The organism is Kitasatospora sp. SC0581 (genome assembly GCF_048159585.1).
Taxonomy (GTDB): domain Bacteria; phylum Actinomycetota; class Actinomycetes; order Streptomycetales; family Streptomycetaceae; genus Kitasatospora.
In genome coordinates this window covers 111,514-127,488 of the sequence record NZ_JBLRWA010000006.1, presented here as the reverse complement: position 1 = coordinate 127,488, position 15,975 = coordinate 111,514, and the positions used below count along the sequence as shown (strand labels likewise).

Below are 15,975 nucleotides of genomic sequence, written 5' to 3'. Positions count from 1 at the left end.
TCGGCTCCTTGGTGTCGGTCACGCGGCGGCCTTGATCGCGTCGGCGAGCGCGGCGACCGTGTAGCGGACGCTGTCGTGGGTCATGGCGGGGTGGAACGGCAGGCCGAGGATCCGGCCGGCGACCTGTTCGGTGACCGGCAGGTCCCGGTGCCAGGCCGAGAACGCGGCTTGGGTGTGGTTGGGCGGGTAGTGCACGGCGACGCCGATGCCGTGCTCCCGCAGGTGGCGGAAGACCTCGTCGCGGTGGTGGTCGAGGACCACCACGCAGTTGAACGGCACGGTGTTCACCACGTCCACGTCGACCAGGCGGGCGCCGTCCAGGCCGGCCAGTTCGGCCTGGTACGTGCGCCACAGGTGCTGGCGGTGTGCGGCGGTCTGCGGGAAGTGCTTCAGCTGGGCGACGCCGATGGCGGCATTCAGCTGGGACATGTCGAAGCGCATCCCGGGGCCCTGGACCTCGTAGGAGGTCATGGCGGCCCGGGCGTCATTGGACTGGACGATTCCGAACAGGCGCAGGCTGCGGAGGGTGTCGGCTTCCTCACGGGTGCGGGGAATGATCGTGCCGCCCTGGCCGGTGGTGAGGTTCTTGATCGGGTCGTGGGAGAAGCAGGTCAGCACGGCGGGGTCGGCGCCGACCATGGTTCCGTCCGGGCGGCGGGAGCCGAAGGCGTGGGCGGCGTCCTCGATGATCTGGATGCACCGGTCGGCCAGGTGGTCGCGGATCGGGGTGAGGTCCACGGCCCGGCCGCCGTACAGCACGGGCATGACGGCGCGGGTGTTCGGAGTGAGGGCTTCGAGCACGGTGTCCGGGGTGACGGCCAGCATGCCGGGGTCGATCTCGGCGAAGCGGGGTGCGGCGCCGCTCCAGGTGATGGCCTGGACGCTGGCGCAGAAGGTGAGGGAGGGGAGGACGACGTCGTCACCGGGGCCGATGCCGATCGAGCGCAGAGCGAGGTGGAGTGCCGTGGTGCCGGAGTTCACGGCGACGGTGTGGGTGACGCCGATCAGGTCGGCGACTCCGGCTTCGAACTGGTCGGTGGCCGGGCCGTGGCCCCACTGGCCGCCGGGGAGGACGGCGGCCAGTGCGGCGGCTTCGGTGCCGTGCAGCAGCGGCGCGGCGTTGCGCTCGACGCCCGGGGGCCGCGTGGTGGTCGAGGCCAAGGCGGGTGCTCCTTCGTCAGAGCGTGCCGGAGACGGCACGGGACTCGGTGGACATCACGGCGACGTACTTGGTGAGGAAGACGCCGCCGCGGTAGGTGAGCCGCCGATGGTCGACGGGCTGCCGGAAGAGGCCGTTCAGGGTCTGCCGGACCAGGTCGGCTCCGGCTTCCTCGGCGAGCAGGAATCCGGCGGCGAACCGGGCGTTGATCTCGGTGATGACCACGCGCGGGTCGGCGCCGTCGGTGATGAAGCCCTGGACGTCCACCGGGCCGACGGCGCCGATCGCCCGGATCGCCTCGGCGACCCGCTTGGTGGCCTCCGGGTCGTCGATCGTGACAGCGACCATCGACATGCCGGCCTGGACCATCAAGCGCCGTCGCAGGATCGCGGAGGTGCGACCGTTGCGGTCCGTCAGGCAGTCGGCGGAGAACTCCACGCCCCGGACGCGCTGCTGGACGATCGGGGCGGGCACGAGCTCGCACAGCACGCGGGCCTGTTCGCGGGTCCGACAGAAGTGCACGTCCTTGGAGCCCTGGCCGCGGCGCGGCTTGACGACCAGCTCGGTGCCGTCGGGGGTCTGGCCGATCCGGTCGGGCAGCCAGGTCTGCGGGGTGGGCACCCTCGCGGCGCGCATCGCCTGGTGGAACTCCCACTTGTCGCCCGCGGTGGTGACGCTGGCCGCGGGCGGCAGCCAGGTTCGTACTCCGGCACGTTCCAGATGGCCGCGCAGGTGGACCAGCTGCGGAAGCTCGTTCTCGACGCAGCAGATCAGGGCGTCCGGCTTGAGGTCGTGCACCAGCTCCATCAGGTCCGCGGCGAACAGCGGGCTGTCGGCGCGGGCGATGGTGCGGGCGGTGATGCCGGGGGCGAGCAGGCCCGGCGCGAGGGGGTTGGAGTCGGTGCCGATGACCTCGTGGCCGAGCTTGAGGAGGGTGAGCGCGAGGTCGAGGCCAGGGGCCCCGCCGATGCCGGTCACCAGGATGCGGCGGAGCTCCGCCGGGTCAGGGGTGTTCACCTCGCCGCCTTTCACGCGGCGGCCCGCGCGGTGGCGGTCTGCCACCAGTCGGGGTTGCTGCGGTACCAGTCGACGGTCTCGGCGATGCCGGCCGCCAGGTCCTGCCGGGGCTGGTAGCCGAGCTGGGCGAGCTTGCCCCAGTCCATGGAGTACCGGATGTCGTTGGCGGCCCGGTCGGGCACGTAGGTGACCTGGTTCCAGGTGGCGCCGGTGGCACGCAGGAGCATGCCGGTCAGCTCGATGGTGGTCAGGTCGGTTCCGCCGCCGATGTTGTACGCCTGCCCGGGGATGCCCTTGTGGAGGACCAGCTCCACTCCGGCGCAGTTGTCGGTGACGTGCAGCCAGTTGCGGACGTGCTCGCCGTTGCCGTGGACGGTGGCCTTCTCCCCGGCCAGCAACCTGGTGACGAACAGCGGGATCAGCTTCTCCGGGTACTGGCGGGGCCCGTAGTTGTTGGAGGAGCGGGTCACGCACACCGGCACGCCGTAGCTGGAGTGGTAGGCCAGGGCGATCATGTCGGAGGCGGCCTTGGACGCCGAGTACGGCACGGTGGGGTTCAGCGGATCGGATTCGAAGGCGGTTCCGGTGGGCAAGGAGCCGTACACCTCGTCGGTCGAGATGTGGACGAACTTGCGCGTGCCGATGCGGCGGGCGGAGTCGAGGAGCGTCTGCGTGCCGAGCACGTTGGTGGAGACGAAGTTCCCGGCATCGGTGAGGGAGCGGTCGACGTGGGACTCGGCGGCGAAGTGGACCACGGCGTCGTGGGTCTCCATCAGGGCGTCGACCAGGGTGCGGTCGAGGATGTTGCCCTGGACGAAGGTGAACTTCTTGGAGTCGGTGATGCCGTCGAGATTGCCGAGGTTTCCCGCGTAGGTGAGGGCGTCCAGGACGGTCACCTTGGCGATGTCGTCGGCGTCGACGAGGCGGCGGGCGAAGTGCGATCCGATGAAGCCGGCACCGCCGGTGACGAGGATGTTCTCCATGGGAGTCACCAATCTGGGTGAGGTATCGCGAGGGTCAGGCGGAGTAGGCGGGCAGCAGGTTGCGGTCGAGGGCCTCGACGAGGCTCAGGCTGTTGCCCACGACGATGGAGGCGGGCTCGGGCGGCCACTCGATGGCGAGGTCCGCGTCGAGCGGGTCGATCGTCAGGAACTTCTCAGGACGGTGCAGCTCGCTGAGCAGGTAGGTGACGCTGGAGCGGTCCGCCAGAGCGAGGGTGGCGTGCCCGACGCCAGGCGGCACGAACAGCGAGGTCCGCCGCTCGGCGTCGAGGCGTTCCAGGTGCCAGCTGCCAAATGCGGCCGATCCGGTCCGCAGGTCCACCAAGGCGTCGAGGACCGCTCCGTCGGTGCAGGTGAGGTACTTGGCGTGGCCGGCGGTGGCGACGCTGATGCCGCGGAGCGCGCCGAGGCGGGACACCACGGTGTTGACCTGGGCCAGGCGGAATGTCCGGCGGGTGGCTGCACGGAACGCGTCCTCCCGGAAGAACTCCTGGAGTTCGCCGCGGACGTCGTGGTGGGCGTTCGCTTCGAAGGCGAACGTCCCGGGGACGGCGAGTGGACGGGCCCTCACCGGCGGCCGTCCTCGACGAACCAGTCCGGCGCGCTGGTCGGGACCGCCCCTTCGAGGTGGGTCTCGGCGTGGTGGACCAGCAGTCCGAGCACACCGAGGGCAACGACGTTGAGTGCGGCCCAGGACACGGTGACGAACGCCCCGAGGCGGTCGTGGTCGGCGGGAACAGGGCGCGCGGGACCGCACACACCGCTGGTCAGGGTGGTGCCGGGCAGAAGCGCCGCGCCGGCGAGCGGGTCGGCGGCGATCCGAGGCATGGGTGAGAAGGCGGTGGCGAGTACGCGCATGGCGAGGAAACCCTTCGAGGGGCAGGGTCGGACGGGAGGCGTCAACGGGCCCGGGGTGGGGAAAGCCAAGGGCTTCGCTCGACGGCCCGACTTACTGATAGACAGTCAACTCCTGGATCCACCAACAGCGCTGGCGCCATTGAAGGGGCCATTTTCTCCGCGGGGGCCGCTTAGGGGGGCCAGGTTCGGGCACTGGACAGTCAGATGCGCAGGGAGCAGGCATGATGGCACCGGACGGCATCGGCGTACTGCTGCGGGAGCGCCGCGAAGCCACTGGCCGTTCGCGCGAAGAGCAGGCCCTGTTCCTGGTGCGGCTCCAGGACGGGGAACCGTTCGACGCGGGGAACTTGAAGCGGTGGGAGAAGGAGAAGCGGCTTCCGACTCCCCGGTGGTACCAACTGCTCGCCGAAGGCTACGAACTGACGGTCCAGGAGATCGTCCGGGCGGTGACCGCCTCCAGGCGCTGGCGCAGGGCAACCCGTCATGCTGACGGCGTTGACGGAGAGGAGGAGACAGCGGTGAAAAGGCGGAGCTTTCTCAGTGTGGCAGCACTGGCAACGGGAATCACGGCGGTGCCCGGCATCGCCGAAGCGCGGACGGGTATCAATGCGGGACTCTCCGGCTCCGATGCCGGCGACCTCGCCTATCTCGACGGGGCCTTCGAGCGCCACCGCGGCGGCTACCACGGGCGCTCACCAGTCGTCGTCCTCGACCAGATGAAGGCCGACCTCAACCTCCTGCGCGACGTACTGGGACGCCCGCACCCCGCCGGCATCCGTACCGACCTCGCGCGCACGGCGGCCGGCATCACCGGGCTGGTCGCGATCATCCAACACGACCGCGGCGACCAGCGCGACGCGCACGGCTGGTTCGCCACCGCCGAGCAGGCCGCCCGTGAATCCGGTGACAAGCAGATGCTCGCCTGGGTACTCGCCCGCCACGCCATGGTCCCCCTGAACTACGGCGCTTCGAACGCCGCAGCCAACCTCGCCGCCCGCGCGCGGGCCGAAAGCGGCGACGCACCGACCGCCTCGGCGGCCCTGGCCGCCGCCGTCACCGCCCGCGCCCTCGCCTCCGCCGGTGATCACCAGGGCGCCCTGCAAGCCGTCGCAGACGCCCGTACCATCGCCGAGCGTCTGGACGGAACCCAGGCTGCCGACACCTGGTTCGGCTACCCGATGCAGAAGCACCACGTGCACCTGAGCCAAGCCTTCACCCTCATGGGCCACACCCGCGACGCCTACGCCGAGCAGGAAGCCGCACTCGCACTCACCCATTCCCCGTCGATCATGGTCCGGGCGCTCCTGGAGATGGACGCCGCCACGTGCCTGTGCTCCGACGGCGACCCCACCAGCGCCGTGGACAAGGCCGTCGACGTCTGGGAGAAGCTGCCTCCCGCGTACCGCGGCGGATTGATCCGCACCCGCGCCGAAGCCCTGCGGCAAGTCCTGCCCGGGGCAGCACATGACCGCCTCGAGGAGGCCCTGGCCACTCCGTAGTTTCCGCCGTGCCGCGCCGACCGGCTCGTCGGTACTTGGAACGGTCAGCCGCTGCGGTCTCGCACCGGGACCAGGACGCCCCATTCCTCATCTGTTCCCTGTTCACCCCGCATTGGTTCCGTTCCGCCGCGATCACGATCGCGGCGGAACGGCACAAGAAACCGCGGTCTTCTCACGCTTTCTTGCCTTCTGCACAGGAAGTCGATCGGGCCGACTTCCTGTGCAGAAGGCAAGAAATACCGCCACCCCGGCCCCGTTGTGCCACCCCTATCCAGCACTTTCTCCGGGTTCCGCTCCTCGACATGTCGAGGAGCGGAACCCAGATTCTCATCTTTCTTCCTCAAGGAATCCGCAGGCCACACCTCATCGAGGCAAGCCACCGCACCTGTTCTCAATAGCCGGAATGCCTTTTGTGTTGCCCGCCTCGCCGCCCAAGCGAGGCGGGCAACACAAGAATCCTCCTCCTTCCCGATCTTGTTGAAGCATTTCCCTTCCAGTGTGGCCCCTCGAATCATCGAGGGGCCACACCAGAATCTCCGCTGCTTTCAATCCTGATTCATTGGCGCGTCACCCTCCTCTTCCGGGGAGGGTGACGCGCTTGTTTTTCTTCCTCATACGGATTTCCGTGTGGGGCTGGGTGGGTGTCGGCACCGCTCCCGTCTGGGTGGGGGCGGGGCTTCGTGGTGTCGGGTAACGCTTCGGCATCCTCCGCTCCGCCCACCATTGACACCCCTACGACAGGGCGCTTACGGTCCTTCCCTAGCGACTGGAAAGTTTCCTAACAGTTCGTCCGAAACCCGCCCGCTCCCCACACCGGGGACACCCGCAGGACGTCGACGACCAGCCGGAAGAGGAGGATGCCGGGCATGACCAAGAGCACCGCCAAGGCCCCCCTCGCCGGCACCCCCAGTCTGCTGCGCGCCATCAACGACCGCGCCGCCCTCGAACTGCTGCTGGAGAACGGGCCGCTCTCCCGTACCCAGATCGGCACCCTCACCGGGCTGTCCAAGCCCACCGCCTCCCAGCTGCTGGCCCGGCTGGAGGCGGCCGGGCTGGTCCTGCCGGTCGGTACCACGGCGGGCGGGCCCGGCCCCAACGCCCGGCTGTACCAGGTGAATCCGGCCGCCGGATACGTCGCCGGACTGGACGTCACCAACAGCGGCATCGAGGTCGCCGTCGCCGACATCACCGGCACCACGCTGGCCGGGCACACTGTGCCGACCAAGGGCGTGCCGGCGGCCGCGACCGTGCCCACCGTCGCCGCCGCGGTGGCCGAGGCGGTCCGGGCCGCCGGTCTGCCGGAGGGCGCCCTGCGCACCGTCGCGATCGGGGTCGGCGGCGCCCCCGACCCGGTCACCGGCAAGCTGCGCTACGCCTCCCACCTGCCGGGCTGGCACTCGCCGCGGCTGGTCGAGGAGCTGACCGAGGCGATCGGCGCGCCGGTGTCGATCGAGAACGACGTGAACCTGGCCGCCGTCGCCGAGCGGTCCTCGGGCGCCGCGGCCGGCTTCGAGGACTTCGTCCTGCTCTGGGCCGGGGCCGGGGTCGGCGCGGCGATCGTGATCGCCGGGCGGCTGCACCGCGGCTTCACCGGCGGCGCCGGGGAGGTCGGCTACATGCCGCTGCCCGACTCCCCGGTCGAGTGGGACGCCCGCCGCCGCAAGTTCGGCGGGTTCCAGGCGCTGGTCGGCGCGCCCGCCGTCCGGTCGCTGGCCCGTGAGCACGGGCTCGGCGCGGCCACCGCGCAGGAGTCCATCGCCAGGGCGCTGGCCACCCCCGGCGCCGGCGACGCCTTCCTCGCCGAGCTGGCCGGGCGGCTCGCCGTCGGGCTGGCGGTGATCGTCGCCGTCGTCGACCCCCAGCTGGTGGTCCTCTCCGGTGTGGTGCCGAGCGCGGGCGGCGAACGGCTGCGCGCGCTGGTCGAGGACGAACTGGCACGGATCTCCATCGCCCGGCCGGAGGTCCGCAGCACCGCCCTGTCCGGCTCGCCGGTCCTGCTCGGCGCCCTGCAACGTGCCCTGTCCGACGCCCGCGAGGCGGTCTTCTCCACCCACTGACGCCCGCCCCCGATCGACTCGACGCCCCCACTGACGCTCCCCCTGTCACCTCGCCACCTGCACCCACCTCTCCCCAACCCCCGAACGCGGGACCCGAGGCAACGAGGCCTGCCCGCGCACCCCCAGGAGGATCCCGAAGTGCACGCCACCACCTCCCGCAGAGGCCGCCGCACGATCGCCGCCGTCGCCGGCAGCGCCGTCCTGGCCCTGCTCGCCTCCGCCTGCACCGGTTCCAGCGACTCGGGCGGCTCCGACGACTCGGCCAGCGGCAAGGACGTCACCATCACCTTCTGGCACGGCTGGAGCCAGGAGAACGAGAAGAAGGCGATCAACGACAACATCGCCGCCTTCGAGAAGGCCCACCCCAACATCCACGTCAAGTCCGTGGACGGCCTCGAGGACGACAAGGTCAACCAGGCCCTGCGGGCGGGCGGCTCGGACGCGCCGGACGTGGTCTCCTCCTTCACCACCAACAACGTCGGCATGTTCTGCTCGACCAAGGCCTTCGTCGACCTCAAGCCGATGCTCCAGAAGAGCGGCATCGACCCGGTCAAGACCTTCCCGGCCGCGATGCTCAACTACACGCAGTTCCAGGGCAACCAGTGCTCGCTGCCGCTGCTCGGCGACGCGTACGGCCTGTACTACAACAAGAAGGCCTTCGCCGACGCCGGCATCGCGAACCCGCCGAAGACCTTCAGCGAGTTCGCCGAGGACGCCGCCAAGCTGACCGTCGCCGACGGCGACTCGTACAAGCAGCTCGGCTACATGCCGCTGTACCACGGCTACGAGTCCACCACCGAGCACTTCCTCGGCCAGTACGGCGCGACCTACTTCGGCGCCGACGGCAAGTCGAACATCGCCACCGACCCGAAGGTCGCCGCGATGTTCAAGTGGCAGAAGGGCCTGGTCGACCAGCTCGGCGGCTACGACAAGCTGGAGAAGTACCGCGCGACCTTCGGCGAGGAGTTCAGCGCCAAGAACCCCTTCCACACCGGCCAGGTCGCGATGGCCCTCGACGGCGAATGGCGCACCGCCTCGCTCGCCAAGGACAAGCCCGACTTCGAGTGGGCCACCGCCGCCTTCCCCGTCCCGGACGACCAGGCCGACACCTACGGCCGCGGCTACCAGACCGGCACCATCATCGGCATCGCCAGCACCAGCAAGAAGCAGGCCGCCGCCTGGGAGTTCGTCAAGTACCTGACCACGGACACCGACGCGGTGGTGAACTTCTCCAACGCGATCCACAACGTGCCGAGCACCTTCGAGGCGCTGGACTCGCCGAAGCTGGTGAGCGACCGGAACTTCAAGACCTTCCTGGACGTCGCCAAGAACGCCCACTCCGGCACCACCCCGCCGGCCGTCAACGGCGGCAGCTACCTCATCACCCTGCAGAACCTCGGCTACGACTACGAGTCCGGCAAGCAGGGCGACCTCCAGGCGGGTCTGGCCGCCACGGCCAAGCAGATCGACACCGACATCGCCCAGGCCAAGTAGGCCGGGGAACGGTCCACGGAGCTCCCATGTCACTCGCGTTCGGCACCCGCAAGGGAAGCGACGAGGCCGACGCGGGACCGACCGGCCCGGCGGCGCCCTCCACGCAGCACCTGCTGCGCCGGAAGCGCCGCCGGGAGGCGGCCCGCACCCTCGCCTTCCTCTCCCCCTGGCTGATCGGGTTCAGCGTCTTCTTCGCCTACCCGCTCGTCTCCACCGCCTACTTCTCCTTCACCTCGTACAACGGCTTCGGCGCCCCGACCTTCAGCGGCCTGAAGAACTGGGACTACGTCTTCAACCACCTGCCGACCTTCTGGCAGGGCCTGCGCAACACCCTGTGGCTGGTCGTCGTGATGGTGACCCTGCGGGTCGTCTTCGGCCTGGGCATCGGGATGCTGATCACCAAGGTGAAGACCGGCGCCGGCTTCTTCCGCACCGCCTTCTACCTGCCGTACCTGGCCCCGCCGGTGGCCGCCACCGTCGCCTTCGCCTTCCTGTTCAACCCCGGCACCGGCCCGGTCAACCACCTGCTGGGCGAGCTCGGCCTGCCGCAGCCCGGCTGGTTCGCCTCCGCGGACTGGTCCAAGCCCGCGCTCACCCTGCTCGCCATGTGGGGCGTCGGCGACCTGATGGTCATCTTCATGGCCTCGCTGCTGGACGTCCCCCGGGAGCAGTACGAGGCGGCCTCGCTGGACGGCGCCGGCCCGTTCCAGCGGTTCCGGTACGTCACCCTGCCGAACATCTCGCCGATCATCATGTTCGCGGTGGTCACCGGGGTGATCCAGACCATGCAGTACTACACCCAGGCGATCGTCGCCGGGAAGGTCGCCAGCGGCATCGCGGGCGGCTCCGGCCAGCCCTTCGAGCCCGGCTTCCCGAACGGCTCCACCTGGACCCTGCCGCAGATGGTCTACAAGCTCGGCTTCCAGAGCTTCAACTACGGCGCGGCCTGCGTCGTCGCCCTGGTGCTGTTCGCCATCTCGATGGCCGTCACCTCGATCCTGCTCCGCCGCCGGTCCGGCTTCATGGCGAGCGACGACTAGCGGCCCGTGAGGACCTGATCATGACTCTTGGCTCCACGCTCACGAGGGCCCCGGCCGCGGCCGGCCCCTCCCGCCCCGGCGGACCCGCCGCCCGGGCCGCCCGCCGCCGCGCGGCCCTCAACTGGGTGGCCGTGCACGCGCTGGCCATCGCCGCCGCGCTGTTCTTCCTGCTGCCCTTCGTGTTCGTCTTCCTCACCTCGGTGATGTCGGACCGGCAGGCGCTCACCACCGACTACTGGCCGACCAGCTGGAACTGGGGCAACTACGGCAAGGTCTGGGACACCCCCGGCTTCCTCACCTGGTGGCGCAACACCCTGCTGTACGCCGTGGCCGGCACCGTGCTGACCGTGGTCTCCAGCCTGCCGGTGGCCTACGCGCTCGCCAAGTTCCGCTTCCGCGGCCGCAACCTGGCGCTGATGGCGGTCATCGCGATGATGATGCTGCCGCCGCAGGTCACCGTCATCCCGATGTACCTGTTCTGGTCCAAGCAGATGGGCCTGAGCAGCTCGCTCTGGCCGCTGATCATCCCGATGGCCTTCGGCGACGCGTTCACCATCTTCCTGCTGCGCCAGTTCCTGATGACCATCCCCAGGGAGTACATCGAGGCCGCCCGGATCGACGGCTGCGGCGACCTGCGCACCCTGCTGCGGGTGGTCCTGCCGATGGCCAAGCCGGCCATCGCCGCGGTCGCGCTGTTCCAGTTCTTCTACTGCTGGAACGACTACTTCGGCCCGCAGATCTACGCCAGCAACAACCACGACTCCTGGACGCTCAGTTACGGGCTGGAGTCCTTCAAGGCCGCCCACCACACCAACTGGAACCTCACCATGGCCGCCACCATGATGGTGATGGCCCCGGTGATCGTCCTCTTCTTCTTCGCTCAGAAGGCCTTCATCGAAGGCGTGACACTGACAGGGGTCAAGGGCTGATGTCCGCACTGAAGTTGGCAATCGTCGGCGGGGGTTCGACGTACACTCCGGAGCTGATCGACGGCTTCGCCCGGCTGCGCGACACCCTGCCGGTCGGCGAGCTGGTGCTGATCGACCCGGCCGCCGAGCGGCTGGAGCTGATCGGCGGCCTGGCCCGGCGGATCTTCGCCCGGCAGGGCCACCCCGCGGTCGTCACGGTGACCACGGACCTGGCGGCGGGCGTCGCGGACGCCGACGCCGTGCTGCTCCAGCTGCGCGTCGGCGGGCAGGCGGCCCGCAACCAGGACGAGACCTGGCCGCTGGAGTGCGGCTGCGTCGGGCAGGAGACCACCGGCGCCGGCGGGCTCGCCAAGGCGCTGCGCACCGTCCCGGTGGTGCTGGACATCGCCGAGCAGGTGCGCCGGACCAACCCGGACGCCTGGATCGTGGACTTCACCAACCCGGTCGGCATCGTCACCCGGGCGCTGCAGACCGCCGGCCACAAGGCCGTCGGGCTGTGCAACGTCGCGATCGGCTTCCAGCGCAAGTTCGCCGGGCACCTGGGCGTGGACCCGGAGCTGGTCCGGCTGGACCACGTCGGGCTCAACCACCTGACCTGGGAGCGCGGGGTGACCCTGCTGGACGCCCCGGGCGCCACGACCGGGCGCGAGGTGCTCCCCGAGCTGCTCTCCTCGCACGGCAAGGAGATCGCCGAGGACCTGCACCTGCCGCAGGCCGTCATCGAGCGGCTCGGCGTCGTGCCGTCCTACTACCTGCGGTACTTCTACCAGCACGACGCCGTGGTGGCGGAGCTGAGGGAGCAGGGCTCGCGGGCCGCGCAGGTCGCCGAGATCGAGCGGCAGCTGCTGGAGCTGTACGCCGACCCGGCCCTGGACACCAAGCCCGAGCTGCTCGGCAAGCGCGGCGGCGCCTTCTACTCGGAGGCGGCCGTCCAGCTGATCGCCGCGCTGCTCGGCACCGGCGGCGGCACGTCCGTCCAGGTGGTGAACACCCGCAACGACGGCGTGCTGCCGTTCCTGCCGGACGACGCCGTCATCGAGGTGCCGGCCGAGGTGGACGCGCGGGGCGTGCGCCCGCTGCCGCAGCGGCCCGTCGAGCCGCTGTACGCCGGACTGGTCGCCGCCGTCACCTCGTACGAGCAGCTCGCCCTCGACGCCGCCCTGCGCGGCGGCCGCGACCGGGTCTTCGACGCCCTGCTCGCCCACCCGCTGGTCGGCCAGATCGAGCTCGCCGACCAGCTCACGGACCGCCTGCTCGCCCACAACCGCGAGCACCTCGCCTGGGCCTGACCCGGCCCGCTCCGCGCCGTCCGGCGACCGCCCCCGGTCGCCGGACGGGCACCGCGAGGAGACCGTCCACCCCCGGCCGGGGACCTTTCGGCCGGGCCACCCGGCCGGGACCACCGCCGGGCACCCGGCCGACGACCAACGGCCCGGGCCACGTACGAGCCGCGGGGACCTGATGACCCACCAGCCCGAACCACTCCTGCCCGGCGTCCTCGCCATCGACGCGGGGAACTCCAAGACCGACGTCGCCCTGATCGGCACCGACGGCAGCATCCTCGGCACCGCCCGCGGCGGCGGCTTCGAACCGCAGAAGATCGGCGGCGCGGCGGCCGTCGCCGGCCTCGCCCCGCTGGTCGAGCAGGCCGCCGCCGAGGCCGGCCACCCGTCCTGGAGCGGCGTGCTCACCGGCCACGTCAGCGCCTGCCTGGCCAACGCCGACCTGCCGGTCGAGGAGGAGGCGCTGCGGGTGGCGCTGGAGTCCCACCCCTGGGGCGCCGGCAACACCGTCGTCAACGACACCTTCGGCCTGCTGCGGGCCGGCACCGACGGCCCGCGCGGGGTCGCGGTGGTCTGCGGCGCCGGGATCAACTGCGTCGGCCTGCTGCCGGACGGCCGCACCGCCCGCTTCCCCGCCCTCGGCGAGCTCACCGGCGACTGGGGCGGCGGCTCCGGACTCGCCGTCGCCAGCATGTGGCACGCCGTCCGCGCGGAGGACGGGCGCGGCGGGCCGACCGGGCTCGCCCGCGCCATCGCCGAGCACTTCGGCCTGCCCGGCGCCGGCGCCGTCGCCGAGGCCGTCCACCTCGGGCACCTGCCGCACGCGCGGCTGCACGAGATCGTCCGGGTGCTGTTCGCCGTCGCGGACGAGGGCGACGAGGTGGCGCGGGGGCTGATCGACCGCCAGGCCGACGAGATCGTCCGGCTCGCGGTGGTGGCGCTCCGCCGCCTGGACCTGCTGGACGCCCCCACCCCGGTGGTGCTGGGCGGCGGCGTTCTCGCCTCCCGGCATCCGCTGCTGCTGGACAACGTGACCGCGCGGCTCGCCGAGGCCGCGCCGCTGGCCGAGCCGCGCGTCGTCGTCGCCCCGCCGGTGCTCGGCGCGGCACTGCTCGGCCTCGACCACCTGGCGGCGGGCGCGCGGGCGCAGGCCCGGGTGCGCGAGGCGTACGAGGCGGGCCGGCCGGTGGCCGCCTGACGGCCGCCACCTGCTCCCCTGCCGCCGCCTGACGGCCGCTCATCGGCTCCCCTCCCCCGCCGGATCCGCACATCCGGCGGGGGAGGGGCCCTGGCGGGAACCACGGGCCGGGCTCCGGTCGTGTTAAGCGGGTACCGCCAACCGCCGCCGCCCGGGGAGACTTGTGTCATGGCCACCCCCCGCATGCTCCTCGCCGCCGCCCTGCTGGCCTGCGGCGCCGCCGCCGCCCTCACCGGCTGCACGCCCGCCGACTCCGGCCCCACCGTGGCCGCCGCCTCCGCCGCCGCGCTGGCCGACGAGGGCGCGGACGACCTGCTGGACGAGGACGACGGCCTCTTCTACGAGGAGGAGGAGTACTACTCCGGCTCGGCCGAGCCGTCCGCCGCCTTCTCCTCCGCCTCGCCCGACTCGTCCGCTTCGCCCGACGTGCCCGCCCCGCCGGACTCGCCGGACTCGCCGGACGCGCCCGCGTCTCCCGACGAACCCTCAGCCGAGCCCTCCACGGAGTCTTCCGCCGGGCCCGGGTGCGCCGTTCCCACCGGCCGCCCCGGCCACGAGTTCCTCGTCGTCGTCTCCGCCGGACCGGCCGAACTCACCGCCCGGTCCGCCCGCTTCAGCTGCGGCTCCGCCCGCTACGAGCCCGTCGGCAGCCCCGTCCACTACGGCTTCGCGGGGGCGGGCGTGGCGGCGACCCTGGTCGACGTCACCCACGACGAACCGGCCAGGACCGTCCGCCTCGACGAGCTGATCGCCCACATCGACGACTGCCTGGCCGAGCGCGAACCGGCCGACCCGTACGGCTGCCACGGCAACGCCTACGACGTGGTGCTGGACTCGCACGGCCGGATCATGCGGATCGGCGAGGTCGAGGGCCCCTGAGTCGACCTTCGGCGACGACCTGACGGCGCATACGGTGTAGAAGCGCCTCTCAACTGTTGGCATTCGGCTGCGCTACGCGCATCAACCCACGTCCAGCTGCGGGCTTTTGACGTTCGCTACGTCCGCCCGGGCGTTCCTTGGGGCGGGTCTTACCCTTTGCGTGCTTGAAGCGGTTTCGGCGGCGGTGCTTTGCTTCCGGCGGTCGGCGGTGAACCGGTCCCCCATCCCACCCCGCTGGTCGTCCCTGACGGGCCGCCGGCAGGTCCGGCTCGCCGTCGTCGTGCTCCTCCCCCTTCGTCCCCCACCGTGCCGCCGCGCCGTACCCGGCCGCGGCCGGCACCAGAGAGGAACCCTCACGATGGGCATCTCCCCCACCTCCCGCCGGATGCGACTGCGGGCCCTGACCGGGCTCAGCGCCCTGGCGCTGGCCGCCGCCGGCTTCGCGGCCGCCCCGGCGGCCCAGGCCGCCCAGGACAACCGGCCGGCCGGCGAGTTCGCCGGACAGCCGCACCCCTACCGGCACGGCGCGCACCCGACCAAGGAGGCCGGCAACTCCGCGAAGGCCGCGGGCAACAACCTCAGCTACGGCGGTGGCGTCGACGGCATCGGCGTCACCACCGGCGCGCCGAAGGTCTACCTGGTCTTCTGGGGCTCCCAGTGGGGCACCCAGGGCACCAACTCCAGCGGCTACACCACCCTGACCGGCGACCCGAAGGGCGAGGCCGTCCGGGCACAGCAGCTGTTCAAGGGCCTCGGCACCAACAGCGAGACCTGGTCCGGCGTCATGACCCAGTACTGCGAGGGCGTCGCCGCGGGCGCGACCAGCTGCCCGACCGGTTCGACGCACGTCGGCTACCCGACCGGCGGCGCGCTGGCCGGCGTCTGGGTCGACGGGTCCGCCGCCGCTCCGGGCCAGGCCAGCGGCAACCAGCTGGCCGCCGAGGCCGTGAAGGCGGCCGGGCACTTCGGCAACACCACCGCCGCCTCCAACCGCAACGTGCAGTACGTGGTGCTGTCGCCGACCGGCACCCACCCGGACGGCTTCAACACCCCGAACGGGGGCTTCTGCGCCTGGCACGACTGGAACGGCGACACCACCCTGAGCGGCGGCGCGGCCTCCTCCCCGTACGGCGACGTGGCGTTCACCAACGACCCGTACGTGACCGACATGGGCAGCTCCTGCGGCCAGAACTACGTCAACAGCGGCAGCGCGGGCACCCTGGACGGCGTGACCATCGTGTACGGCCACGAGTACTCGGAGACCATCACCGACCAGAACCCGGCGGGCGGCTGGACCGACTCGACCGGGTACGAGAACGCCGACAAGTGCTCCTGGAACGGGGTCGGCGGGACGGGCGGCGCGCAGAACGTGACGTTCGCGACGGGCTCGTTCGCCATGCAGGGCACCTGGTCGAACGGCGTGAGCGGCTGCCAGATCTCGCACGCGGTCGTCCACTGACGACCGGGTGAGGCGAGCGCCGGAGTGGGCCGTGCGGGCCCGCTCCGGCGCTCTCGCGTGACGCGCTCCACGCGCTTTACGTTCCTTGCGCGCTTCACACGC

Annotated in this window: 14 protein-coding genes; 9 read left to right on the top strand and 5 right to left on the bottom strand. The window is 71.4% G+C overall.

The genetic code is table 11. From position 1 onward, the window contains the following. Positions 1-18: 18 nt before the first annotated feature. From ACLWS4_RS13085 to ACLWS4_RS13065, 5 genes are read right to left on the bottom strand one after another with little or no spacing between them, the layout of a single operon-like run. On the bottom strand, positions 19-1,161 hold the full coding sequence (locus ACLWS4_RS13085) for a DegT/DnrJ/EryC1/StrS family aminotransferase (RefSeq protein ID WP_416874202.1): 1,143 nt from the start codon (positions 1,159-1,161) through the stop codon (positions 19-21). 16 nt (positions 1,162-1,177) lie between these two features. Then, positions 1,178-2,176 carry an ATP-grasp domain-containing protein gene (locus ACLWS4_RS13080; RefSeq protein WP_416874201.1) on the bottom strand — a complete coding sequence of 333 codons (999 nt, stop codon included), beginning with the start codon at positions 2,174-2,176 and terminating at the stop codon, positions 1,178-1,180. Positions 2,177-2,187: 11 nt separating this feature from the next. Beyond that, complete coding sequence (rfbB, locus tag ACLWS4_RS13075; protein WP_074005612.1) at positions 2,188-3,159, bottom strand: dTDP-glucose 4,6-dehydratase; 972 nt, start codon at positions 3,157-3,159, stop codon at positions 2,188-2,190. Positions 3,160-3,193: 34 nt separating this feature from the next. Further along, complete coding sequence (locus ACLWS4_RS13070; protein ID WP_416874200.1) at positions 3,194-3,748, bottom strand: dTDP-4-dehydrorhamnose 3,5-epimerase family protein; 555 nt, start codon at positions 3,746-3,748, stop codon at positions 3,194-3,196. Then, the gene (locus tag ACLWS4_RS13065; RefSeq protein WP_416874199.1) at positions 3,745-4,035 is read right to left on the bottom strand and encodes a hypothetical protein; all 291 of its coding nucleotides are present in this window, start codon (positions 4,033-4,035) and stop codon (positions 3,745-3,747) included. The genes ACLWS4_RS13070 and ACLWS4_RS13065 overlap by 4 nt, the downstream gene beginning before the upstream one ends. A 221-nt stretch (positions 4,036-4,256) precedes the next feature. Here ACLWS4_RS13065 and ACLWS4_RS13060 point away from each other — a divergent pair, with 221 nt between their 5' ends. The 9 genes from ACLWS4_RS13060 (at position 4,257) to ACLWS4_RS13020 (ending at position 15,873) form a co-directional block, all read left to right on the top strand. Beyond that, positions 4,257-5,534: a transcriptional regulator gene (locus tag ACLWS4_RS13060; protein ID WP_416874198.1), complete on the top strand. Its 1,278-nt coding sequence runs from the start codon at positions 4,257-4,259 to the stop codon at positions 5,532-5,534. A gap of 866 nt (positions 5,535-6,400) precedes the next feature. Then, positions 6,401-7,591, top strand: coding sequence for an ROK family transcriptional regulator (locus tag ACLWS4_RS13055; protein WP_049651468.1), 1,191 nt, complete (start codon positions 6,401-6,403; stop codon positions 7,589-7,591). A 138-nt stretch (positions 7,592-7,729) separates the two neighbouring features. Next, a complete protein-coding gene (locus tag ACLWS4_RS13050; protein WP_049651467.1) occupies positions 7,730-9,085 on the top strand; it encodes an ABC transporter substrate-binding protein in 1,356 nt (451 codons plus the stop codon). Positions 9,086-9,111: 26 nt separating this feature from the next. Continuing rightward, complete coding sequence (locus ACLWS4_RS13045) at positions 9,112-10,125, top strand: carbohydrate ABC transporter permease (RefSeq protein ID WP_117489905.1); 1,014 nt, start codon at positions 9,112-9,114, stop codon at positions 10,123-10,125. Positions 10,126-10,145: 20 nt separating this feature from the next. Beyond that, positions 10,146-11,054, top strand: a complete 909-nt coding sequence (locus ACLWS4_RS13040) for a carbohydrate ABC transporter permease (protein ID WP_049651466.1) — start codon at positions 10,146-10,148, stop codon at positions 11,052-11,054. Next, complete coding sequence (locus ACLWS4_RS13035; RefSeq protein ID WP_380781835.1) at positions 11,054-12,343, top strand: 6-phospho-beta-glucosidase; 1,290 nt, start codon at positions 11,054-11,056, stop codon at positions 12,341-12,343. Before ACLWS4_RS13040 ends, ACLWS4_RS13035 begins: the two co-directional genes overlap by 1 nt. Before the next feature lie 172 nt (positions 12,344-12,515). Next, on the top strand, positions 12,516-13,535 hold the full coding sequence (locus tag ACLWS4_RS13030) for an N-acetylglucosamine kinase (RefSeq protein ID WP_074005610.1): 1,020 nt from the start codon (positions 12,516-12,518) through the stop codon (positions 13,533-13,535). Between the two features lie 168 nt (positions 13,536-13,703). Beyond that, positions 13,704-14,414 (top strand): hypothetical protein, encoded by a 711-nt coding sequence (locus tag ACLWS4_RS13025; RefSeq protein ID WP_416874197.1) that lies wholly within the window; start codon positions 13,704-13,706, stop codon positions 14,412-14,414. A gap of 358 nt (positions 14,415-14,772) precedes the next feature. Then, positions 14,773-15,873 carry a hypothetical protein gene (locus tag ACLWS4_RS13020; protein WP_198959494.1) on the top strand — a complete coding sequence of 367 codons (1,101 nt, stop codon included), beginning with the start codon at positions 14,773-14,775 and terminating at the stop codon, positions 15,871-15,873. The last annotated feature ends 102 nt before the right edge of the window (positions 15,874-15,975 follow it).

Excerpts from the sequence above, each read along its gene's own strand:
- rfbB (WP_074005612.1), bottom strand. The coding sequence starts at position 3,159 with ATGGAGAACATCCTCGTCACCGGCGGTGCCGGCTTCATCGGATCGCAC.
- ACLWS4_RS13065 (WP_416874199.1), bottom strand. The coding sequence starts at position 4,035 with ATGCGCGTACTCGCCACCGCCTTCTCACCCATGCCTCGGATCGCCGCC.
- ACLWS4_RS13060 (WP_416874198.1), top strand. The coding sequence starts at position 4,257 with ATGATGGCACCGGACGGCATCGGCGTACTGCTGCGGGAGCGCCGCGAA.
- ACLWS4_RS13055 (WP_049651468.1), top strand. The coding sequence starts at position 6,401 with ATGACCAAGAGCACCGCCAAGGCCCCCCTCGCCGGCACCCCCAGTCTG.
- ACLWS4_RS13045 (WP_117489905.1), top strand. The coding sequence starts at position 9,112 with ATGTCACTCGCGTTCGGCACCCGCAAGGGAAGCGACGAGGCCGACGCG.
- ACLWS4_RS13040 (WP_049651466.1), top strand. The coding sequence starts at position 10,146 with ATGACTCTTGGCTCCACGCTCACGAGGGCCCCGGCCGCGGCCGGCCCC.
- ACLWS4_RS13035 (WP_380781835.1), top strand. The coding sequence starts at position 11,054 with ATGTCCGCACTGAAGTTGGCAATCGTCGGCGGGGGTTCGACGTACACT.
- ACLWS4_RS13030 (WP_074005610.1), top strand. The coding sequence starts at position 12,516 with ATGACCCACCAGCCCGAACCACTCCTGCCCGGCGTCCTCGCCATCGAC.
- ACLWS4_RS13025 (WP_416874197.1), top strand. The coding sequence starts at position 13,704 with ATGGCCACCCCCCGCATGCTCCTCGCCGCCGCCCTGCTGGCCTGCGGC.
- ACLWS4_RS13020 (WP_198959494.1), top strand. The coding sequence starts at position 14,773 with ATGGGCATCTCCCCCACCTCCCGCCGGATGCGACTGCGGGCCCTGACC.